The 21,786-nt window shown below is 58.4% G+C and carries 20 protein-coding genes, 2 tRNA genes and 1 rRNA gene; 7 read left to right on the forward strand and 16 right to left on the reverse strand.

What is annotated here, in order from left to right:
• Positions 1 to 105: 105 nt before the first annotated feature.
• The 9 genes from AC1Z24_RS26805 to AC1Z24_RS26845 form a co-directional block, all read right to left on the reverse strand.
• Positions 106 to 181, reverse strand: a tRNA-Ala gene (locus AC1Z24_RS26805).
• 122 nt (positions 182 to 303) lie between these two features.
• Positions 304 to 380 (reverse strand) — tRNA-Ile (locus AC1Z24_RS26810).
• A 96-nt stretch (positions 381 to 476) separates the two neighbouring features.
• Positions 477 to 2,013: ribosomal RNA gene (locus AC1Z24_RS26815) — 16S ribosomal RNA — on the reverse strand.
• A 556-nt stretch (positions 2,014 to 2,569) separates the two neighbouring features.
• Positions 2,570 to 3,202 carry a protein-methionine-sulfoxide reductase heme-binding subunit MsrQ gene (gene msrQ / locus AC1Z24_RS26820; protein ID WP_483743404.1) on the reverse strand — a complete coding sequence of 211 codons (633 nt, stop codon included), beginning with the start codon at positions 3,200 to 3,202 and terminating at the stop codon, positions 2,570 to 2,572.
• Positions 3,202 to 4,215 carry a protein-methionine-sulfoxide reductase catalytic subunit MsrP gene (gene msrP, locus AC1Z24_RS26825; protein ID WP_483743405.1) on the reverse strand — a complete coding sequence of 338 codons (1,014 nt, stop codon included), beginning with the start codon at positions 4,213 to 4,215 and terminating at the stop codon, positions 3,202 to 3,204. Before msrP ends, msrQ begins: the two co-directional genes overlap by 1 nt.
• Positions 4,216 to 4,349: 134 nt before the next feature.
• Positions 4,350 to 5,201 carry a CDP-diacylglycerol--serine O-phosphatidyltransferase gene (pssA, locus tag AC1Z24_RS26830; RefSeq protein ID WP_483743406.1) on the reverse strand — a complete coding sequence of 284 codons (852 nt, stop codon included), beginning with the start codon at positions 5,199 to 5,201 and terminating at the stop codon, positions 4,350 to 4,352.
• Positions 5,202 to 5,346: 145 nt separating this feature from the next.
• Positions 5,347 to 6,363, reverse strand: coding sequence for a ketol-acid reductoisomerase (gene ilvC, locus AC1Z24_RS26835; protein ID WP_259106813.1), 1,017 nt, complete (start codon positions 6,361 to 6,363; stop codon positions 5,347 to 5,349).
• Between the two features lie 46 nt (positions 6,364 to 6,409).
• The gene (gene ilvN / locus AC1Z24_RS26840) at positions 6,410 to 6,901 is read right to left on the reverse strand and encodes an acetolactate synthase small subunit (protein ID WP_259106810.1); all 492 of its coding nucleotides are present in this window, start codon (positions 6,899 to 6,901) and stop codon (positions 6,410 to 6,412) included.
• Between the two features lie 2 nt (positions 6,902 to 6,903).
• Positions 6,904 to 8,628, reverse strand: coding sequence for an acetolactate synthase 3 large subunit (locus AC1Z24_RS26845; RefSeq protein ID WP_483743407.1), 1,725 nt, complete (start codon positions 8,626 to 8,628; stop codon positions 6,904 to 6,906).
• Between the two features lie 401 nt (positions 8,629 to 9,029).
• Between AC1Z24_RS26845 and AC1Z24_RS26850 the strand changes: the two genes are divergently transcribed.
• Positions 9,030 to 9,467, forward strand: coding sequence for a DUF4124 domain-containing protein (locus AC1Z24_RS26850; RefSeq protein ID WP_483743408.1), 438 nt, complete (start codon positions 9,030 to 9,032; stop codon positions 9,465 to 9,467).
• Positions 9,468 to 9,588: 121 nt separating this feature from the next.
• Here AC1Z24_RS26850 and AC1Z24_RS26855 read toward each other — a convergent pair whose 3' ends face one another.
• Genes AC1Z24_RS26855 through mrcB form a run of 3 tightly spaced genes read right to left on the reverse strand, consistent with a single transcriptional unit; the run spans position 9,589 to position 13,020 of the window.
• Positions 9,589 to 9,915: a YqcC family protein gene (locus AC1Z24_RS26855; protein ID WP_483743409.1), complete on the reverse strand. Its 327-nt coding sequence runs from the start codon at positions 9,913 to 9,915 to the stop codon at positions 9,589 to 9,591.
• Positions 9,915 to 10,682 (reverse strand): hypothetical protein, encoded by a 768-nt coding sequence (locus tag AC1Z24_RS26860; protein WP_483743410.1) that lies wholly within the window; start codon positions 10,680 to 10,682, stop codon positions 9,915 to 9,917. The genes AC1Z24_RS26855 and AC1Z24_RS26860 overlap by 1 nt, the downstream gene beginning before the upstream one ends.
• Positions 10,683 to 10,698: 16 nt before the next feature.
• Positions 10,699 to 13,020, reverse strand: a complete 2,322-nt coding sequence (mrcB, locus tag AC1Z24_RS26865; protein WP_483743411.1) for a penicillin-binding protein 1B — start codon at positions 13,018 to 13,020, stop codon at positions 10,699 to 10,701.
• Positions 13,021 to 13,150: 130 nt separating this feature from the next.
• Between mrcB and AC1Z24_RS26870 the strand changes: the two genes are divergently transcribed.
• The 3 genes from AC1Z24_RS26870 to AC1Z24_RS26880 all read left to right on the forward strand — a co-directional run bounded on the left by AC1Z24_RS26870 (position 13,151) and on the right by AC1Z24_RS26880 (position 15,583).
• Positions 13,151 to 14,686 carry a bifunctional aminoglycoside phosphotransferase/ATP-binding protein gene (locus tag AC1Z24_RS26870; RefSeq protein ID WP_483743412.1) on the forward strand — a complete coding sequence of 512 codons (1,536 nt, stop codon included), beginning with the start codon at positions 13,151 to 13,153 and terminating at the stop codon, positions 14,684 to 14,686.
• 89 nt (positions 14,687 to 14,775) lie between these two features.
• Positions 14,776 to 15,120, forward strand: coding sequence for a pentapeptide repeat-containing protein (locus AC1Z24_RS26875; protein WP_259106775.1), 345 nt, complete (start codon positions 14,776 to 14,778; stop codon positions 15,118 to 15,120).
• Between the two features lie 196 nt (positions 15,121 to 15,316).
• A complete protein-coding gene (locus tag AC1Z24_RS26880) occupies positions 15,317 to 15,583 on the forward strand; it encodes a TfoX/Sxy family protein (RefSeq protein WP_259106773.1) in 267 nt (88 codons plus the stop codon).
• Positions 15,584 to 15,773: 190 nt separating this feature from the next.
• Here AC1Z24_RS26880 and deoC read toward each other — a convergent pair whose 3' ends face one another.
• A complete protein-coding gene (deoC, locus tag AC1Z24_RS26885; protein WP_483743413.1) occupies positions 15,774 to 16,550 on the reverse strand; it encodes a deoxyribose-phosphate aldolase in 777 nt (258 codons plus the stop codon).
• Positions 16,551 to 16,812: 262 nt separating this feature from the next.
• Complete coding sequence (locus AC1Z24_RS26890; protein WP_483743414.1) at positions 16,813 to 17,553, reverse strand: ChaN family lipoprotein; 741 nt, start codon at positions 17,551 to 17,553, stop codon at positions 16,813 to 16,815.
• Between the two features lie 179 nt (positions 17,554 to 17,732).
• On the opposite strand from AC1Z24_RS26890, the gene AC1Z24_RS26895 reads away from it, so the two are divergent.
• The gene (locus AC1Z24_RS26895) at positions 17,733 to 18,062 is read left to right on the forward strand and encodes a Rieske (2Fe-2S) protein (protein ID WP_483746722.1); all 330 of its coding nucleotides are present in this window, start codon (positions 17,733 to 17,735) and stop codon (positions 18,060 to 18,062) included.
• Here AC1Z24_RS26895 and sfsA read toward each other — a convergent pair.
• Both sfsA and AC1Z24_RS26905 read right to left on the reverse strand, forming a co-directional pair.
• Positions 17,997 to 18,770 carry a DNA/RNA nuclease SfsA gene (gene sfsA / locus AC1Z24_RS26900; protein WP_483743415.1) on the reverse strand — a complete coding sequence of 258 codons (774 nt, stop codon included), beginning with the start codon at positions 18,768 to 18,770 and terminating at the stop codon, positions 17,997 to 17,999. The two genes, AC1Z24_RS26895 and sfsA, sit on opposite strands and share 66 nt — an antisense overlap.
• Complete coding sequence (locus AC1Z24_RS26905; protein WP_483743416.1) at positions 18,770 to 19,942, reverse strand: pyridoxal phosphate-dependent aminotransferase; 1,173 nt, start codon at positions 19,940 to 19,942, stop codon at positions 18,770 to 18,772. Before AC1Z24_RS26905 ends, sfsA begins: the two co-directional genes overlap by 1 nt.
• A gap of 350 nt (positions 19,943 to 20,292) precedes the next feature.
• On the opposite strand from AC1Z24_RS26905, the gene dksA reads away from it, so the two are divergent.
• Both dksA and gluQRS read left to right on the forward strand, forming a co-directional pair.
• Entirely contained in the window at positions 20,293 to 20,733 is a 441-nt protein-coding gene (gene dksA / locus AC1Z24_RS26910) for an RNA polymerase-binding protein DksA (protein ID WP_483743417.1), read from the forward strand.
• Between the two features lie 87 nt (positions 20,734 to 20,820).
• Positions 20,821 to 21,708 (forward strand): tRNA glutamyl-Q(34) synthetase GluQRS, encoded by an 888-nt coding sequence (gluQRS, locus tag AC1Z24_RS26915; protein WP_483743418.1) that lies wholly within the window; start codon positions 20,821 to 20,823, stop codon positions 21,706 to 21,708.
• Positions 21,709 to 21,786: the final 78 nt, after the last annotated feature.

The following is a 21,786-nucleotide window of genomic DNA, read 5'->3' on the forward strand; positions in this document are numbered from 1 at the left end:
CCAAATTTTTAAAGAACGAACTGGTCAAAGACCAGAAATCAACATTCACCATCGAACCGATGGAATGCTCATTTCTAAGCTTTAGCGAGATGTAGAAGCAGTAAATGGTGGAGCCAAACGGGATCGAACCGTTGACCTCCTGCGTGCAAGGCAGGCGCTCTCCCAGCTGAGCTATGGCCCCGTATTGCTACAGGCTTTTCCACAAAATGGGTGGGTCTGGGCAGATTCGAACTGCAAAATCTGACCTCACCGCTCTTTACCTTGGAGGCGGGGTGCGCTCTTGCCAAGTACCTCACCAGTATTTGGTGGGTCTGGGCAGATTCGAACTGCCGACCTCACCCTTATCAGGGGTGCGCTCTAACCAACTGAGCTACAGACCCGAATTCGGGCGTGCAAAGCATTAAGCTGCTTCTATCGTCTTCTTCAATGAATCAAGCAATTCGTGTGGGAACTTGCGAAGAAGCTGAGTCTTCGATTAAGGAGGTGATCCAGCCGCAGGTTCCCCTACGGCTACCTTGTTACGACTTCACCCCAGTCATGAATCACACCGTGGTAACCGTCCTCCCGAAGGTTAGACTAGCTACTTCTGGTGCAACCCACTCCCATGGTGTGACGGGCGGTGTGTACAAGGCCCGGGAACGTATTCACCGCGACATTCTGATTCGCGATTACTAGCGATTCCGACTTCACGCAGTCGAGTTGCAGACTGCGATCCGGACTACGATCGGTTTTGTGGGATTAGCTCCACCTCGCGGCTTGGCAACCCTCTGTACCGACCATTGTAGCACGTGTGTAGCCCAGGCCGTAAGGGCCATGATGACTTGACGTCATCCCCACCTTCCTCCGGTTTGTCACCGGCAGTCTCCTTAGAGTGCCCACCTTAACGTGCTGGTAACTAAGGACAAGGGTTGCGCTCGTTACGGGACTTAACCCAACATCTCACGACACGAGCTGACGACAGCCATGCAGCACCTGTCTCAATGTTCCCGAAGGCACCAATCCATCTCTGGAAAGTTCATTGGATGTCAAGGCCTGGTAAGGTTCTTCGCGTTGCTTCGAATTAAACCACATGCTCCACCGCTTGTGCGGGCCCCCGTCAATTCATTTGAGTTTTAACCTTGCGGCCGTACTCCCCAGGCGGTCAACTTAATGCGTTAGCTGCGCCACTAAAATCTCAAGGATTCCAACGGCTAGTTGACATCGTTTACGGCGTGGACTACCAGGGTATCTAATCCTGTTTGCTCCCCACGCTTTCGCACCTCAGTGTCAGTATGAGCCCAGGTGGTCGCCTTCGCCACTGGTGTTCCTTCCTATATCTACGCATTTCACCGCTACACAGGAAATTCCACCACCCTCTGCCCTACTCTAGCTTGCCAGTTTTGGATGCAGTTCCCAGGTTGAGCCCGGGGATTTCACATTCAACTTAACAAACCACCTACGCGCGCTTTACGCCCAGTAATTCCGATTAACGCTTGCACCCTCTGTATTACCGCGGCTGCTGGCACAGAGTTAGCCGGTGCTTATTCTGTCGGTAACGTCAAAACACTAACGTATTAGGTTAATGCCCTTCCTCCCAACTTAAAGTGCTTTACAATCCGAAGACCTTCTTCACACACGCGGCATGGCTGGATCAGGCTTTCGCCCATTGTCCAATATTCCCCACTGCTGCCTCCCGTAGGAGTCTGGACCGTGTCTCAGTTCCAGTGTGACTGATCATCCTCTCAGACCAGTTACGGATCGTCGCCTTGGTGAGCCATTACCTCACCAACTAGCTAATCCGACCTAGGCTCATCTATTAGCGCAAGGCCCGAAGGTCCCCTGCTTTCTCCCGTAGGACGTATGCGGTATTAGCGTTCCTTTCGAAACGTTGTCCCCCACTAATAGGCAGATTCCTAGGCATTACTCACCCGTCCGCCGCTGAATCAGGGAGCAAGCTCCCTTCATCCGCTCGACTTGCATGTGTTAGGCCTGCCGCCAGCGTTCAATCTGAGCCATGATCAAACTCTTCAGTTCAATACTGCAATTAGGTTTTGAGAAAACCTTATAAACTTGGCTCAGCAATCGTTGGTTAAACCATGATATCTCGTGGAGTAACTGGCGATGCTGATAATCAGTTGACTTCAGTCTTACAGCGCAAGCACCCACACGAATTGCTTGATTCAGTTGTTAAAGAGCGGTTGGCTGATTCTTTCGTCTCAACCGAGGCGCGCATTCTACAGCGTCCTCTGTATCTGTCAAGCGGTTATTTTAAGAAGTTTTCAAAGTTTCCTTATCAACTTCAACCACTTGCGCTTCGTTTGACTTGGCGTCTCACGTTAGCGGGAGGCGAATTCTACAGCGTTACAACCTGCTGTCAACCACCTTCTTCACCGCTTCCGAATTCACCTTGAAAACCGAAACCCTTCCTCGCTGCTTACTTCGGTTAACTGCTTGATTATCAAGAAGTTTTCCGTTTCGTCTGCGCCGGAAGTGGGGCGAATTATAGATAGATTCTGAGGGGCGTCAATACATATTTCAAAAAAGTTACCAGCTTCAAGCTACAAGCGGCAAGAAAGCCTGAGTGCGCCACTTACTGCTTCTGGCTTGCAGCTTGTAGCTTGCCGCTCGCAGCTGCCTTTGTGCGCTTAATGCGCTGAGCAACGAAAGGCACCCGCAATCCCAACAGCACCACACCTATAGACGCATAGACCGCCCATTCCTTTAGGTCTGCCCTGACAATCCACAACATATGCAACAAACCAAGGCCGAGAATCACGTAGACCAAGCGGTGCAGTTTCTTCCAGCGACTGCCAAGGCGGCGCTGGCTATAACGGTTGGAGGTCACTGCCAACATCAGCAGACCGACAAAACCCAGGGCGCCGACAATGATGTACGGGCGCTTGACCAGTTCCACGCCCAACTGCGCCCAGTCGAAGCCCAGAATAAAGAAGCTGTAGGCCAGCATATGCAGGGCCACGTAGCTAAAGCACCAAAGCCCCAACTGACGGCGAACGGAGATGAACCCCGGCCAGCCGCTCATGCGTTGCAATGGCGTCATCGCCAGAGTGATCAGCAGCAATACCAGGGTACCAAGCCCCAGCCGATCAACCAGGACTTTGCCCGGATCCGGCCCGAGAGCGAAAATCCAGGCCTGATACAGCCAGTAGGCCGGAACGGCGCATGCTGCAAAAAAGACACTCAACCGCCATTGCCAATAACGCATCAGTAGTTCTTCCGCAGATCCAGGCCTGTATATAAGGAGGCGACCTCCTCCCCATAGCCATTGAACATCTCGGTCTGACGAATGTTCGGGCTGAACAGGCTGCCCGGCAAACGCCGTTCATGAGCCTGAGTCCAGCGCGGATGGTCGACCGTCGGGTTAACGTTGGCGTAGAAACCGTACTCACTGGCCGCGATGCTTTGCCAGGTGGTTTTCGGCTGCTCGCTGACCAGGCTGATCCGCACAATCGACTTCACGCTCTTGAAGCCGTACTTCCACGGCACCACCAGACGCAACGGCGCACCGTTCTGATTGGCCAGTTCGCGGCCATACATACCGACGGCAAGAATCGCCAAAGGATTCATCGCCTCATCCAGACGCAGGCCTTCTACATACGGCCAGTCGATCAGGGCGAAACCCGAACGCTGGCCCGGCATGCTCTTGGGGTCCTGCAGCGTTTCGAAACGAATGTACTTGGCCTTCGAGGTCGGCTCGACCTGCTTGAGCAGCGCCGAGATCGGAAAGCCGATCCAGGGGATGACCATCGACCAGGCCTCTACACAGCGCAAACGGTAGATGCGCTCCTCCAGCTGGTACGGCTTCATGAAGTCTTCGAGGGCATAGCTGCCCGGCTTGCCAACCTCACCGTCGACGACCACCTTCCACGGCTCGGTTTTGAACGCGCCGGAGTTTTTCGCCGGGTCGCTCTTCTCGGTGCCGAACTCGTAGAAGTTGTTGTAGTGGGTCGCATCCTTGAACGGCGTTATCGCTTCGTTCTTGACGTTGACCGCCTGCCATTGGGTCGAGGTCAGCTTTTCGTTGAGCCAGGCCGGCGCGTTGCCAGGCTCGACATCCGCATAGCGGGAAGGGTCTGCGCCCAAGGCAACGCCCGGCAGCGAGCCCACAGCCAGACCGGCCAGGGAACCGCCCAACAGCGCGCGACGGGAGAGATAGAAACCTTCAGGGGTGACGTCAGATTCTTTGCAGGCGGACGTACGAGGTAATTTGATCAGCATGAGGACTCCACAGCGATGAGGAATTTACGCATCGTCTGCCGTGGAGTATGAGGACAATCCCGCGTTATTGCTGTAGCCCAAACTTAACGTTTTTATAACGGCTGCCCCGCGGGGAGCAGCCGTGGACGTCGTCCTTACTGTGGCTTCTTGCCCCGGTGCAGCAGGAACTGGATCGGACCGGAAGCAGCATAACCAAGGAAAATCAGCAGCAGGATGCGCGGCGGGTCGCTGAACACCACGGCAAACACCAGCACCACGACCAGGATCGCCACGAAAGGCACTCGCCCGCGCAGGTCCAGCTCCTTGAAGCTGTTGTACTTGATATTACTGACCATCAGCATCCCGGCCGCAGCCACCAGCAAGGCCACCAGGAACGACCAGCTCGAGCCTTCGAAACCGTGATCGGCGAATGCCCACACAGTACCGGCCACCACCCCCGCTGCCGCCGGACTGGCCAGGCCGATGAAGTAACGCTTGTCGCTCTTGCCGACCTGGGTATTGAAACGTGCCAGGCGCAGCGCCGCACCGGCCACATAGATGAAGGCGACCATCCAGCCGACCTTGCCGATATCCCCCAGCGCCCAGCCAAAGGCCAGCAGAGCCGGCGCCACACCGAAGGCGACCATATCCGACAACGAGTCGTACTCGGCGCCGAATGCGCTTTGCGTATTGGTCATACGCGCCACGCGGCCATCCAGGCCATCAAGCACCATGGCGATGAAGATGGCGGCGGCGGCAAAGGAAAAGTACTTGCTCGCCCCGGCCAGATCCCCGGCGGCCAGAGCACTTTGCGCGCTCATCGAACTGATGATGGAGTAGAAGCCGGCAAACAGATTCGCCGTGGTGAACAGGTTGGGCAGCAGATAGATGCCGCGGTGCCGGACTTTGCGTCCCTCGGCATCGTGACCTTCTTCTATATGCTCATAGATCGGTAGCAGGCTTTCGGCGTCAGAGGCCTTGTTTGGCTCTTCAGGACGTTCGCTCATTGATTTTACCTTGCAACGGTTTGAAAAAATTCGACAGGGGCCTTCGACGAAAATTCGTCGCGGCAATCGACGCAGCTTATACCAGATCCCCCCATAACGAAAAAACGCGACCCGAGGGTCGCGTTCTTCGTGAAGCCAAAGCCGATTAGTTCTTGGCTTTGTCGACGATTTTGTTCGCCGCGATCCAAGGCATCATCGAGCGCAGTTGCTCGCCGATGATTTCGATGCCGTGAGCAGCGTTGTTACGACGCTTGGCGGTCATCGATGGGTAGCCGGTAGCACCTTCGCTGATGAACATCTTCGCGTATTCGCCGTCCTGGATGCGCTTGAGAGCATTGCGCATGGCCTGACGGGATTCGGCGTTGATGACTTCCGGGCCGGTCACGTACTCGCCGTATTCGGCGTTGTTGGAGATCGAGTAGTTCATGTTGGCGATACCGCCTTCGTACATGAGGTCAACGATCAGTTTCAGTTCGTGCAGGCACTCGAAGTAGGCCATTTCTGGCGCGTAGCCAGCTTCAACCAGAGTTTCGAAACCGGCTTTAACCAGCTCAACGGTACCGCCGCACAGAACGGCTTGTTCGCCGAACAGGTCGGTTTCAGTCTCGTCCTTGAAGGTGGTTTCGATGATGCCGGTACGGCCGCCGCCCACGCCCGAAGCGTAAGACAGGGCAACGTTCTTGGCGTTGCCGGAAGCGTCCTGGTAAACAGCGATCAGGTCAGGAATACCGCCGCCTTTGACGAACTCGGTACGTACAGTGTGACCTGGCGCTTTAGGAGCGATCATGATCACGTCCAGGTCAGCGCGCGGCACGACCTGGTTGTAATGGATAGCGAAGCCGTGGGAGAAGGCCAGGGTTGCGCCCTTCTTCAGGTTAGGCTCGACTTCGTTCTTGTACAGCGCGGACTGGAACTCGTCCGGGGTCAGGATCATGACCAGGTCAGCAGCAGCAACGGCGGTAGCAACGTCAGTCACTTTCAAGCCGTGAGCTTCAGCCTTGGCGACAGTAGCCGAACCTTTGCGCAGGCCAACAGTGACATCAACGCCGGAGTCTTTCAGGTTGCACGCTTGAGCGTGGCCTTGGGAACCGTAACCGATGATGGCAACTTTTTTGCCCTGGATGATCGAAAGGTCGCAGTCTTTGTCGTAATAAACTTTCATGAAATTCCCCTGTTATCTTGGCCGTTCAGGCCATTTGCTAAATGAGTTAGATGCTCAGCACTTTGTCGCCACGGGCAATGCCCGTCACGCCACTGCGTACTGTTTCCAGGATAGCGGCAGTGCCGATGGCCTGAATGAAGCTGTCCAGCTTGTCGCTTGTGCCGGTCAGTTGCACGGTATAGACGCTGGCCGAGACGTCGACGATCTGCCCGCGGAAGATATCCGTGGTGCGCTTGATCTCGGCGCGCTGGGCGCCGGTGGCCTTGACCTTGATCAGCATCAGTTCGCGCTCGATGTGAGCACTCTCCGAAAGATCAACCAGCTTGACCACTTCAATCAGCTTGTTGAGGTTTTTGGTGATCTGCTCGATCACCTCATCATGGCCAACGGTGGTCAGCGTCAGACGCGACAGAGTCGGGTCTTCGGTCGGCGCCACGGTCAGGCTTTCGATGTTGTAGTTGCGTTGGGAAAACAGGCCGACCACGCGAGACAGCGCGCCCGGTTCGTTTTCCAGCAATAGCGAAATGATATGCCGCATGATTAAGTCCGCTCCGTCTTGCTCAGCCACATATCGCGCATGGCGCCGTCCCGGATCTGCATCGGGTAGACGTGCTCGGAGACATCGACCTGAATGTCGATGAACACCAGCCGATCCTTCATGGCGAATGCTTCTTCCATCTTCGGCTTCAAGTCTTTCAGATCAGTGATCTTCATGCCGACGTGACCATAGGCTTCGACCAGCTTCACGAAGTCAGGCAGCGACTCCATATAAGAGTGCGAGTGACGACCGCTGTAGCTCATGTCCTGCCATTGACGGACCATGCCGAGCACGCCGTTGTTGAGCAGGATAATCTTCACCGGCAAGTCGTACTGCAGGCAGGTCGACAGCTCCTGGATATTCATCTGGATGCTGCCTTCGCCCGTCACACAGGCAACGTCGGCATCCGGGAAGCTCAGCTTGACACCCATGGCCGCCGGGAAACCGAAGCCCATGGTGCCCAGACCACCGGAGTTGATCCAGCGATTAGGCTTGTCGAAGCGGTAGTACTGAGCCGCGAACATCTGGTGCTGACCCACGTCGGAGGTGACGTAGGCATCGCCCTTGGTCACTTCGTGCAGGACTTCGATGACTTTCTGCGGCTTGATGACGCTGCCATCACCGTGGTTGTACGGGAACAGGTCGCGCTCGCCACGCCATTCGTCGATCTGCTTCCACCAACTGGCAACGGACTCCTTGTTCGGGGTCTCGCCGATTTCCTTGAAGGTGGCGACCATTTCAGTCAGCACGCTTTCAACCGGACCCACGATAGGCACGTCTGCCTTGATGGTCTTGGAAATCGAAGCCGGGTCGATATCGACATGAATGACCTTGGCGTTCGGGCAGAATTTGCTCGGACCGTTGATGACACGGTCATCGAAGCGCGCGCCCACAGCCAGGATCACGTCGGCGTGGTGCATCGCCAGGTTGGCGGTGTAGCTGCCATGCATACCGAGCATGCCGACGAACTGACGATCAGTACCCGGATAGGCACCCAGGCCCATCAGCGTGTTGGTGACCGGCGCGTTGAGCAGTTTGCCCAGTTCGGTCAGCTGCTCCGAACCGTTGCCCATGACCACGCCACCACCGGCATAGATGATCGGACGCTTGGCGGCCAACAGCATCTCGACGGCTTTGCGGATTTGACCCGAGTGCCCGCGAACGGCCGGGCTGTAGGAGCGCAGCTTGGCTTTCTTGGGGAACACGTACTCGAACTTTTCAGCCGGGTTGGTCATGTCTTTCGGGATGTCGACCACGACCGGGCCAGGACGGCCGGACTGCGCCAGATAGAAAGCCTTTTTCAGGACTTCCGGGATTTCCGACGGATGCTTGATCATGAAGCTGTGTTTCACGATCGGCCGGGAGATACCGATCATGTCGGTTTCCTGGAAAGCATCGGTGCCGACCAGCGTGCTCGGAACCTGACCGGACAGGACGACCATCGGAATGGAGTCCATGTAGGCAGTGGCGATACCGGTGATGGCGTTGGTTGCACCGGGACCTGAAGTCACCAGTACCACGCCGGCTTTGCCGGTAGCGCGCGCATAACCATCGGCCATGTGCGTGGCAGCCTGCTCGTGACGCACAAGAATGTGGCTTACGGCAGGTTCTTTGAACAGCGCATCGTAAATATGCAGGAGGGCGCCACCAGGGTACCCATAGATATGCTTAACGCCTTCGTCACGCAAAAAGCGGACGACCATTTCAGCGCCGGATAAGAGCTCCACGTTGTTCACCTCTAAAACGCCAGAATACCGTCCACAAACGAGAACGGGTCTTAATAGGTTTACTGCCAAGCAGAGCATGAGCGACGGTGGTCGCCGACTACGTCAGCACTGACTGAGCAAGTATTGGGATGACCCCTGAGTGTTGCGGGGCTTTCCCACCCAGCGCGAGGTAACGCGTTGCGGGTGTAACAGGTCGGCGCGGGTGTGCGCCTCATGATCTACCGAGATGGCCTGCTTCTGGCAGTCCTTCCACAGCGAACTTTGAATTGTTGTGATTAGGCCACCCCAAGTCAAGTCATCGTTCAGTTTTATTCTGTGCATGTGCATGAAAACGCACTGAATGAGGTCGCCCGGACGCGCTTGTGGTAGGTTGCCTGCGCACATACCTCTAAGGAAGATCGATGGGTTGCAAGATTCTCGTGGCCGCATTGACGCTGGCACTGAGCACAGCCAGCCAGGCCGCACAAATCTATAAATGGGTCGACGCCCAGGGCGTAACGCACTTCGACGCCCAGCCGCCGGCCGGTCAGCAGGTTCAGCAGATCGACGTGCAGAAGCCGCCACCACCCCCGCCCGCTCCCGCCACAGTGGCGAAACCCTTGCCAGACCCTGCAGCGAGCCAGAAGGCCATCGACGACAAGGTCAGAAAGCAGGTGGCCGCACAGGAAGCCAAGCGCAAGGAGATCTGCGAAACCCTGCGCAACAATCTTGCGCAGTTGCAGATCAATTCCCGGGTTCGCCTGCAGGTAGGTTCGGAAGTCCGGCGCATGACCGAAGAAGAACGCCAGCAGCAACTCACCCAGACGCAGAAATCGCTGGATGAGTCCTGTAAGGATTAGCAGACCTGAATATGGTGACTGTAGGAGCTGCCGAAGGCTGCGAATGGGCCTGTCAGACACACCGCTTTCGCAGCCTTCGGCAGCCCCTACAAGAATCGCATTTCAACTCGACCGGTAGCTTTTAGACAGCCTTGGCAATCAACCGGTCAAAACGCGCCAGGGACGCCTGCAACGCCAAGGTGTCCTGGCGACCGGCATAGACCATCTCGGCCATTTCCAGAATGCCCGAGGCATTGGGCAATGGCAGATCATGCTCGAGGATCTGTTTCATCCGAGGCAGGAAAATCCATTGCAGCCACTGGTGGAAATCCAGGGTATCGACGCTGAACGGCTCGACGCTGGCCAGTGCTTCGGCGCTGGGTGGCAGATCGCTCCACCACCCCAGGACACGAAGCTCGCGCTCAATCAGCAACAATTGATCAGCCACTTCGGGTAAACGCCGATCCATCAAGCACCGACCTTGGCTTTCTGGCGAGCCAGGGCAGCGCCGGAGGCATCGCCCTGTTTCTCACGGGACTGCGCGATCAACTCCCACAGACTGGCCTGAAGGCTCGCGCGACCATTGGCGTAGGTCAGGCCGCGACGGGCAAGCTGCTCGGCCTGGGCCGCATCACCTTGCGCCAGACGCACCTGGGCCAGACGATAAAGCACCTGCGGCTCGCGCGGCGCAACCCGTTGGGCACGCTCCAGGCTGGACGACGCACCGTTGAGGTCGCCGCCGTTCTGCTGCTGTTGAGCCGTTGTCAGCAGCGCCAGTACCGGGCCATCCAGTTGCTCGTCAGCCGACAAGCCGCCACCGCTGCTGCTCGACGGCACACCACTTGGCACGACCGGAACCGGCGGCGTGTTGTAGGCGGTATTGACCGGCGGTTGCGCGCTGTAGGTGGTCTGTGGCTGCACCATGGAAGTCGTATTGATCGGCGCATTATCGACGCTGATCGGCGCCGAATCGCTAGGCGGCACGAAACTCTGGATCGGTGCGTTGTTACCGCCAGGCACCATGACCGTCACCCCCGAGTCCTGCGGCACGGCTTGCGCCTGCTGACGAACCTGGGTCGTGGTCTGGCGATAACCGCCAGTCTTCTGCGCCGAAACACGCTCACTGTTCGATACCCGGGAGCTTGAATCGACTACCGGAATCGAGCCGGGCTGCACACTGGCACAGCCGGTCAGCAACGCCAGGGCGCTTAAAACAGGAATCCAACACTTGTTCACGTCACACCCTCTCCACTTAATTCAACCAGCCCTTGACCCAATCCATCACCGAATCGGCCGGGGCCGAGCTGCCACCACAGGCAGCGCCGGGTGCTGGCTCACTGCCGCGAATATACGGCATCTGTACGGCATTCGGGCAGTTCACATCGGAACCCTGTCCGGTCTGGGAATTGATCCAGACCTTGGTAATGTTGTCCGGCACCTGCATCTCCAGAGATTGCGGGTTGGCCTTGCGCATGAACGAGGTCCAGACCTGCAAGGCACCCGTTGCGCCGGTAAAAGGTGTCTGACCATTGTCGTCGCGGCCGATCCACACCACCGCCAGCAGATCCTGACCGAAGCCGGCGAACCAGCTGTCACGGGAATCGTTACTGGTACCGGTCTTGCCTGCCAGGTTCACATTGCTTGGAATGACGTTATAAACCGACTTGCCAGTACCCTCGCGTAGCACCCGCTGCATGGCGTTCTGCAGTAGATAAATGGCGCCCGGATCGAAGCGCTGCTCGACCTGGAATGGGTAGCGTTTGAGCGGCTCGCCTTCAGCGGTCAGCACACTGCGAATGGCCCGCATCGGCGTATTGAAGCCGCCGTTGGCAATGGTCTGGTACATAGTCGCCACTTCCATCGGGCTCAGGCCACCTGCGCCCAACAACATCGACGGGTATTGCGGCCATTCGCGATTGACGCCCAGCTTGGCCAGTGTCTTGAACACATTCGGCAAGCCCAGATCCATCCCCAGCTTGGCCGTGGTGAGGTTGTAGGAATGCGCCAACCCTTGATACAGGAAAATATTGCCGAAAGAGCGATGTTCAAAGTTCTGCGGTTTCCAGATCTGCCCATCCGCGCCCTTGACCTCGAACGGCGCGTCCACCACCCAACTGGTCAGGGTGTACTGGCTTGGGCGTTCCAGCGCAGTCAGATAAACAGACGGCTTGACCAGCGAGCCGATCGGCCGCACGGCATCGATCGCGCGGTTGAACCCGGCAAACCCGGCCTGACGACTGCCCAGCAGGCCCTGCACCTCACCGGTTTCCGGGTTGGTGATGACCATCGCCGCTTCCACGTCTTCAGCGCCCTTGCGTCCGGCCAGCTTTTTGAACGTATCGTTCATCGAGGCTTCAGCCTTCATCTGCAGGATCGGATCGAAACTGGTGAAGATACGCAGACCTTCTTCGGTCAGGTCTTCGTCGCGATAATCCTCGCGCAACTGGCGTTTGACCAGATCAAGGAAGCCGGGGAAAGAGCTGTCCGCCAGACTGCCGGTCTTGGACACGCCCAGTGGCATTTTCTTAGCAGCGGCGACTACATCGGCCGTAGCCACACCTTGCTGCTCCAGCAGGTCAAGCACCAGATTACGCCGCTCAAGGGCGCGTTCCGGGTTGCGTCGCGGGTTGTAGTAGGACGGCCCCTTGACCATCGCCACCAGCAACGCCACCTGATGCAGCTTCAGCTCGGACAAGGGCTGGCTGAAGAAGTACTGACTGGCCAGACCGAAGCCATGCACGGCGCGTTGACCATCCTGGCCGATGAACACCTCATTGAGGTAAGCCTCAAGGATTTCCTGCTTGCTGTAGTGCAGCTCCAGCAGCATCGCCATCATCACTTCGGTGAGTTTGCGGCTGAGGCTGCGCTCGCTGGTCAGGTAGAAGTTCTTCACCAACTGCTGGGTCAGGGTGCTGCCACCCTGGCGCATTTGCCCGGCCGAAGCGTTGACCAGGAAGGCCCGGGCGATGGACTTGGGCGACACGCCCCAGTGGTGATAGAAGTCGCGATCCTCGACCGTGACCAGGGTGTCGAGCAGATAAGGCGGAACCTGATCGATCTTGATCAGGATGCGGTCTTCAAGATTCTTCGGATACAAGCCGCCAATCAACAGCGGCTCGAGCCGGGCCACGGCCAGTTTGGCGCCAGCACCGGAACTCAGCTCGGCCACGGAGTCGGCCGAGAAGCGCACGCGAATCTGCTGCGCCGGATCAGTCCCTTCATAGAACTGGAAGCCGCGGGTGTTCAGATCCACGGTATTGCCATTCACCGCAGCAGCGCCGGGACCATTGGCAACGGCCTCGCGGCGATAGCCCAGAGCGTCGAGTTCGGTGAGGAAGTCATCACGGGTTAGCTTCTGGCCGACGAACAGTTCCAGCGGCCGGGCATAGACCTTGGCCGGAATTGTCCAGCGCTTGCCGGAAAACTTTTCCTGGACGATGGAATCGAGATAAACCGCGAAGCAACCGAGGATCACAAGACCGACGAGACTGAGCTTCAAGGCCCAGCCCAGCAGGCTGCGCAGGCGGTTGGAGGGCGGTTTTTTGCTATTACGGGGGGTACGGGTTCGGGTCATGGCCGCGGATTATACGCACTTTAGAGGTGATCGACAGGCGCCCAGAAGGCGGTTTGCAGCGGTGACTCAACCATCCATAATGGACGGCTTGAATGTACATATTTCGAATTTCAGCCTTTAAGGATCGTCCGTGAGCCAGTCACTGATTGCAGCCCTGCAGAACCCGGCCCTCTTCCCGCATCCGGTAGAAGGCTTCCAGGTCATCGAGACGCACATTTCGTGGGTTTTGCTCACGGGGCCTTATGTCTACAAATTCAAGAAACCGGTCAACTTCGGTTTCCTCGACTTCACTACCTTGGAATCACGCGAGCACTTCTGCAATGAAGAGCTGCGCCTGAACCAGCGCCTGACCCAGGATCTGTACCTGGAAGTCCTGCCGATTACCGGCAGTGCCGAAGCGCCGCAACTGGGTGGCGAAGGCGAAGTCATCGAGTACGCCCTGAAAATGCGTCAGTTCCCGCAGGACGGTCTGCTGAGCACCTTACAGGCCAACGGTGAACTCACGGTTTCCCAGATCGATGAGATGGCAAAACAGATAGCAGAGTTCCATCTCCAGGCACCACAAGTTGGTAGCGAGACCGAATTGGGTTCGCCTGACAGCGTAATGGCTCCAGTCCTACAGAATTTTGAGCAGATTCTCCCCTTCCTTAGCGAAAAAGCCGACCTGGTTCAGCTTGAGGCACTGAAAGCCTGGGCCGAGTCGAGCTTCGAACGCCTCAAGCCTTTGTTGAGCGAGCGCAAGGCCCAGGGCTTCATCCGCGAATGCCACGGCGACATTCATCTGGGCAACGCCACGCTGATCGACGGCAAAGTGGTGATTTTTGACTGCATCGAATTCAACGAACCGTTCCGCAAGACCGACGTCTACGCCGATATCGGCTTCCTGGCGATGGATCTGGAAGACCGCGGCCTCAAGTCGCTGTCGCGACGCCTGGTCAGCCAGTACCTGGAATTGACCGGCGACTACCAGGGCCTGGAAGTGCTGAATTTCTACAAGGCCTACCGTGCCCTGGTCCGGGCCAAGGTGGCCCTGTTCGGCCTGCCCGCCGACGCCGACGCCGTTCAACGTGGCACCACCATGCGCCAGTACCGCAACTACGCCAACCTGGCGGAAAGCTATAGCGCCATCCCTTCGCGCTTTCTGGTCATCACCCATGGCGTATCGGCCGTCGGCAAGAGCCATGTGGCGATGCGTCTGGTCGAGTCCCTGGGCGCCATCCGCCTGCGTTCGGATGTCGAGCGCAAGCGCCTGTTCAGCGAAAGCAGCGACCTCTACGACGCCAACGTCAGCGCGGCGACCTACCAGCGCCTGCATGAACTGGCAGCAACCGTACTGCATGCCGGTTTCCCGGTCGTGATCGACGCCACCTACCTCAAGCACGAACAGCGCGAAGCGGCGGCCAAGGTTGCTCAAACCAAGGGCGCGCCATTCCTGATCCTCGACTGCGAAGCCCCCCAGGCCGTGATCGAAACCTGGCTGAGCGAGCGTCAGGCAGAGAATGTCGATCCATCCGACGCTACGCTTGAGGTCATCAAGGCCCAGCAAGCCAATCGCGAGCCGCTGACTGCCGAAGAAATCCTTTGCAGCAAGCGGGTTGAAACCCACAAAGGTGAGGATATGGATAACCTCGTCGCGGGCATCCGCCAACGTTTGCCAGGCCTTTAAACGAATGTTCAAGCCGTTTAGCACTTATCGCTTCACGGCTTGAAAATAGTGGCGATATACTGGCGCCATAATTCCAACGGAGACGGTCCATGAGCCAGCCGAAACAACTCGACTCCCCCCTCTACGTCATGTTGCGTCAGGATGATGTGGTCGGCTTCAACCAAGAGAAGCCACGCAGCGGCACCATCGATATGACCGGGGGGGATTTCCGGGGGCTGGACCTGCGCGAGCTGGATACCACAGGTATCGTCTTTACCGATGCCTACTTCCGCTCAGCAGACTTGCGCGGCCTGGATCTGCGCGACGTTCCCATGGAAGGCGCCAGCATCGCCCATGCGCAGATCTCCGGCGCGTACTTTCCACGCGAACTCACCGCTGACGAAATTCTCATGTCGGTGAATTTCGGCACTCGTCTGCGTTACAACACCCGCTAGCTGTTCCCCCTCCCGCCCCCGATGCCCAGGCTTCGGGGTTGCGGTCGTTGCACCTTGAACCACCTCCCCGCCATGCCGCAGTTGATGTCTTCTGGCCTGCATCCATATGTCCGGACACCCGTAACAAAGCCCTCTCGCAACGCTAGACTCATTGAGTTGTAACGCAGTGAGCAGCTCAGCATCGCAAGGAGGCATGATGAACGACGACCTGATTAACCTGAAAAACGTTGGCAAAACCTCGGCGCAGTGGTTGCACGCCGCAGGCATTCATAATTGCGCTGATTTACGCCGACTGGGCGCGGTAGATGCCTATTGGGCGGTACGAAAACGTGGATTTCGCGCGTCTAAGGTATTGCTCTACGCAATCGATGCCGCGCTGATGGATATCCATTGGAGCGATCTACCCGCCGAGCGCAAGAAGAACCTCGATAGTTACTGCGCGAGAGTCGGCAAGACCGTTTGACGCAAAGGCGAAAACATTTGCGGAAGCGTAGTTGACATACAAATGAGAATCGTTATGATTGGCGCATCTGGTCGCGAGGCCAGTGATGATTTGAAAGACCTTGGTTCGGACTCTCAGATTATCTCCTCATCAGGCTAATCACGGTTTTTGACCCGGCACTTTTGCCGGGTCTTTTTTTGCCCGCAGAAAATCAATATCCGCTCGACGGCAGCATACCCAGGGCAATCAGCACATCATCAAGCAGGCTCGACGCACTCAGGCGTACATGCTCGGATGTGACCCAGGCATTGCCAAAACGGGTCTGGGTCATCTTCAGATACACCAGCGCCTCATCAAAAGTACGAATCCCTCCCGCCGCCTTGATGCCGGTCATGCCGCCGACTTCGGCAATGGCTTCGATCATGATCCGCATGGCCTGGGGTGTGGCGTTGATCGCGGTCTTGCCGGTGCTGGTCTTGATAAAGTCAGCCCCGGCCATAATCGCTCCCTGGCAAGCCTGGCGAATAAGCTGCGGGTCACGCAGGTCGCCGGTTTCCAGGGTCACCACCAGCATCCTCTGGTCCGGGCAGCATTGCTTGCAGGCCATGATCATTTCAAAGCCCGTGCGGCTGTCTCCGGACAGCAACGCACGGAACGGATAGACCATATCGATCTCGTCGGCGCCAGCGACCAGCGCCGCCTGCACCTGGGACACCACCGGCTCGATAGGCGAACCGCCGTAGGGAAAATTGGCTACCGAGACCACCCGCACATCCCTGGCGCCCAGGCGATCGAGGGTGACTCTGGCCAACAGGGTAAAACGCAGGGGTACGCAGACGGCCGCGACATTGCCCAATGGCGTCAGCGCCCGTTCACACAAGGCGAGCACGCGCCCCTCGGTCTCGTCCGCATTCAGGGCGCTCAGCTCAAGCAACCCCAACATCAGCCGCGCCTGCTGTTCATCTTCTGCTGTCATCTGTCTCGTCATGTCACGCTCTCGAAAAGCCACTCAGCCTGAAGCCGGTGACAGTAAACGAGACAGCGACGGACATATGCCCCCTGAGGCCAATCAGAGAGGGGGACGACAGAAGAAAAGGAAATGTCCTGCAAAAGTACCGAGCCCCAGGCTCACGCCCGTGACTGATCTCGTTGGAGCCGGGCTTGCCCGCGAAAAGAGCAACCGGGTATTCCAGCCATACCGCGTCGAGGCGTTCGCGGGCAAGCCTCGCTCCAACGGACAGCCAGCGCGATCACAACGCCTGCCGTGCTGGCGGTGAGGTGTACCAGACATAGTCCGCTGCCACAGGTTCCACTGGCATATCGCCATGAGCGAAGATCAGCACAACAGGCGGCGTGCTTTCGCCCAGATCGGCCATATGCAGGGGCACGCCCATATCCTTGCGCACATGGTCCGCAGCGGCGAATAGCAGTGTCGGCAGCGGCGCCGCCATCAAGCATTGCGCCATGCGCCGGTCGCGCTGTTGATGGACCGCGAGCATCGACGGTGCGGATTGCGCCGGGTGCAACAGGCTGATTCGCTCCAACAGACGATGCCGTACATCAGCGCTCGTCGAGTGTGAACCGCTGAGGCGTTGCGGCCGCTGCTGGATCGCACGGGCTTCGTCGAGGCTCAGGTCTACCGCCAGCAAGGGAAAGGGCTGGGCCATGGCATAGCGCATGAGCGGGCCATACAATGACCAGTCCCATTGCGCCTGCCAATCCAGGGCTGTCGACAGATCCTGCGGGAATTCGCCACGGGCAATACCGGCCTGAACCGCCGCTGCCTTTTCCTGCTGGCAAGGAGTCAGCATGGGCAGCAGTAAACTGCCCTGGGCGCGCACATCGGTCAGACTCTGCAACAGCCACAATTGCAAGGCGAGGTGATCAGGGTCGTCATGCCTGGCACCCACCAGCACATGTACAGCCGTGGCCAGACGTTCGGCCAGTTCTCGGGCACTCAGATCCTGCCCGTTCTTGATGTCACGAATCATGCCCAAATCCAAAGCTCGTCCCTTGGGAGAGCGGCGTACAAAACAGCTAGTTTCAGCAACCAACGTGGTGCTTGGCAAGCACCGACACAGCCTGCAACGATATTGCAAGGCACCGACAGATGTCAGTGCTACCTGTCATCATTACGCATCACCCACCGTCCGCCTGCGGGAGACACACTCTGGAATTTCTCTGCACCTCGGACCAACTGCCGGAAGCTCATAGCCGCGGTTTCGAACGCCAGGGCCAGGCCTTGCTGGCCGTGCGCCGGGCAGGCGAGGTCTTCGTCTATCGCAACCGCTGTCCGCATCGGCGAGTCAGGCTGGAATGGCAAGAGGATCAATTCCTCGATGACAGCGCCAGCCTGATCCGCTGCGCCACCCACGGCGCTCTCTTTCTCATCGAAAGCGGCGAGTGCGTGGCCGGGCCTTGCGAAGGCGAGTCGCTACAGGCCCTTGCCTGCCGCGAGAACGGCAACGGCATCTGGGTCAGCCTTCCCGAGGACGACTGACGGCAGCTGGATGTCGAGGCGACGATCCATACGGATAGACTGCGGCGTCAATTGCACCCCATAAGCCAATACCAGCACTCCGGCAGCGACGGCTTCGCGCAAGGCCGCCGCATAGCCAGGGTCGACCTCTTCGGCCGGGCGCACGGCATCGACACCGGTCAGGTTGACGCAATACAACAGCACCGCCCGCACACCGTCACGGGCCAGCGTCGCCAGTTCACGCAGATGACGGGCGCCGCGCTGGGTCACGGCATCGGGAAAAGCGGCCACCGTCGAATCAGCAAAACCCAGGGTGACGCTCTTGACCTCAACGTAAGCCGGGCCGTCAGGGTAATCCAGGCGAAAGTCCACACGGCTCTTTTCCAGGCCGTAGGGCACTTCACGCTTGAGGGCGACAAAACCGTTCAGCTCGGTGATGACCCCGGCACGCAGCGCCTCCTCGACCAGTGGATTGGCCCGTGCTGTATTAATACAGGCCAGGCGCCCCTGGGGCGTTTCGCTGATTTCCCAGGTACCGGGCAGCTTGCGCTTGGGATCGTTGGAGCGACTGAACCAGACCTTGCCGCCGGGCAGCATGCAATTGAACATCGACCCGGTATTGGGGCAATGAATGGTCAGGAGTTCGCCGCTGGCGGTTTCGATATCGGCCAGGAAGCGCTTGTAGCGCTGGATCAACCGCCCTTCTTCAAGTGCCGGAGAAAATTCCATCAGCCTTGCCAGCTCTGCAATCCACGTTGAATACGCTCGACCGCCTCTTGCAGGCGCGGCAGGCTCTGGGTGTAGGCAAAGCGCACATGGTGACCCGCCTTGAAGCGACCGAAATCCAGGCCCGGGGTGATCGCCACATGTTCGGTTTCCAGAATGTGATGGCAGAAGGCAAAGGCATCGCCGCCAAAGGCGCTGATATCGGCATACAGATAGAACGCCCCCTCCGGCTCGACGGCAATGCCGAAGCCCAGCTCACGCAGGGCAGGCAGGAAGAAGTCGCGGCGTCGGGCAAACTCGCCGCGACGCTCTTCGAGAATCTCCAGCGTCTGCGGTTCGAAACACGCCAGCGCTGCGTACTGGGCCATGCTCGGCGCGCTGATGTACAGGTTCTGCGCCAGCTTTTCCAGGTCCGCCACAGCTTCTGGCGGCGCCACCAGCCAACCGAGGCGCCAGCCGGTCATGCCGAAATATTTGGAAAAACTATTAAGGACAAATGCATCGTTATCGACTTCCAGCACGCTCGCCGCATCGACGCCGTAGGTGAGGCCGTGATAGATCTCGTCCACCACCAGATGGCCGTTACGTTGCCTCAAGGCCGCAGACAGCGCCGCCAGTTCATCGCGATGCAGCAGCGTGCCCGTGGGATTGGCCGGGGATGCGACCAATGCGCCCACACTGTCGCCGTTCCAGTATTGCGCCACCAGTTCAGGGGTCAGTTGATAGCGCGTCTCGGGGCCCGACGGCACCAGTTGCGCGGCGCCTTCGACCAGACGCAGGAAATGCCGGTTGCACGGGTAACCCGGATCGGCCAGCAACCAATGCTTGCCCGGATCGACCAGCAGGCTGCTGGCGAGCAACAGCGCACCCGAGCCACCCGGGGTGATGAGGATGCGCTGCGGATCGATATCGACCTGATAACGCTGGGCATAGAAGCCGCTGATGGCCTCGCGCAATTGCGGCAAGCCACGGGCGGCGGTGTAGCGCGTCTGCCCGGCGGCCAGCGCGGCCTGCCCGGCGGCAATAATCGGTGCGGCGGTGGTGAAGTCCGGCTCACCGATTTCCAGGTGAATTACATCAAAACCCGCCGCCTGCAGCTCATTGGCCCGCGCCAGCAGCGCCATCACATGGAAAGGTTCGATGTCGCGACTGCGCGCACTGTAGGGGGAAGCCATGGGCCTTTCCTTCTGCAACTGGGGAACGAAACTGACAACTCAGGGCGCTGATTCTACCCAAGCCTTGGTCCGGCGCTACGGCAAATACTCGTCGGGTACTGCACCCGCAAGAAAAACTCCCGGCGCGATCCCCGGCAGCAACTAAAATAAATCGCAGCTAGTTCACTGGAACGCGGAACTTTGACGAACTTCATAAACGTGCAGCCCCGTCAAGACAGGCTCGACAACCGGGAGTAGCGCACTCTGATTTGATCTGGTAAGTTCGCCCGCTTGCAGTCGCAGGGCCGACGGGTGTCGGTGAAGGACCTATCCTGCGCAAATGGATTAAAGAGTGAGAGGCGGTCCATTCCATGCCCACCGAAGAAAAGCAGAAAAGCCAGCAGATCAGCGGTTTCGAACCCTACGTAGAAACGAAGGGCGAAGAGTACATGGGCGAGCCCATGCGCAAGCACTTCACCAAGATCCTGAACAAGTGGAAACAGGACTTGATGCATGAAGTGGATCGCACCGTGGATCACATGAAAGACGAGGCGGCCAACTTCCCTGACCCGGCCGACCGCGCCAGCCAGGAAGAGGAATTCGCCCTGGAGCTTCGTGCCCGCGACCGCGAGCGCAAGCTGATCAAGAAAATCGACAAGACCCTGCAACTCATCGAAGACGAAGAGTATGGCTGGTGCGAGTCCTGCGGCATCGAGATCGGCCTGCGCCGTCTTGAAGCCCGCCCGACTGCGGATCTGTGCATCGACTGCAAGACCCTGGCAGAAATCAAGGAAAAACAGGTCGGCAAATAAGCTGCCTGGTGCCTTGAACAAAGAGACGCTTCGGCGTCTCTTTTGCGTTGTGGCTTTCTCCTTCCCAGCCCAGGATCTTCACCACCCATGACCTCTGCAGCTTACATCGGGCGCTTTGCCCCGACCCCCAGCGGTTTCCTGCACTTCGGTTCGCTGGTCGCCGCCCTCGCCTCCTATCTGGACGCCCGCGCCGCAGGTGGGAAATGGCTGATGCGCATGGAAGACCTTGATCCGCCCCGTGAAGTACCCGGTGCGCAGAAAGCCATCCTCGACACCCTGGAAAATTATGGCTTCGAATGGGATGGCGAATGCATCCGCCAGAGCGACCGGCATGACGCCTACGCCGAAGTACTGAATCGCTGGTTCAGCTACGGTCTGGCCTACGCCTGCACCTGTTCGCGCAAGCAACTTGAGGATTATCAGGGGATCTATCCGGGGCTGTGTCGCAATGCCGGCCATGAACCGGAGAACGCCGCCATTCGTATTCGCGTGCCGGAATTGACCTACCGCTTCCAGGACCGGGTCCAGGGCGAGTTTGCGCAGCATCTGGGTCGCGATGTCGGCGATTTCGTCATTCGTCGTCGTGACGGCTTTTACGCCTATCAACTGGCGGTGGTACTGGACGATGCCTGGCAGGGCGTTACCGATATCGTCCGGGGTGCCGATCTGCTCGACTCGACACCGCGCCAGTTGTATTTGCAGGAACTGCTCGGCCTGCCGCAGCCACGCTATCTACATATACCGCTCATCACCCAGCCCGATGGGAATAAACTGGGCAAGTCCTATCGCTCGGCGCCGCTGCCTGCGGATCAGGCCACGCCTTTGTTACTGCGGGCACTGCGCGCACTGGGCCAGCCAACGGCGGCAGAACTGCACGACGCAACCCCGGCCGAAGTTCTCAAATGGACGATACCGCGCTGGAATGCAGAGTTGATCCCGGCCCTGCGCACGGTTGATGAGGCCTGTATAGACTGATGATGAAATCTGCATAGACCGATCTAGAGCCTTCGGCCAAGACACGGCAGAAACGCCGCTTGCAGCTTGTTCGCCATC

This window comes from Pseudomonas sp. JL23 (genome assembly GCF_056933585.1).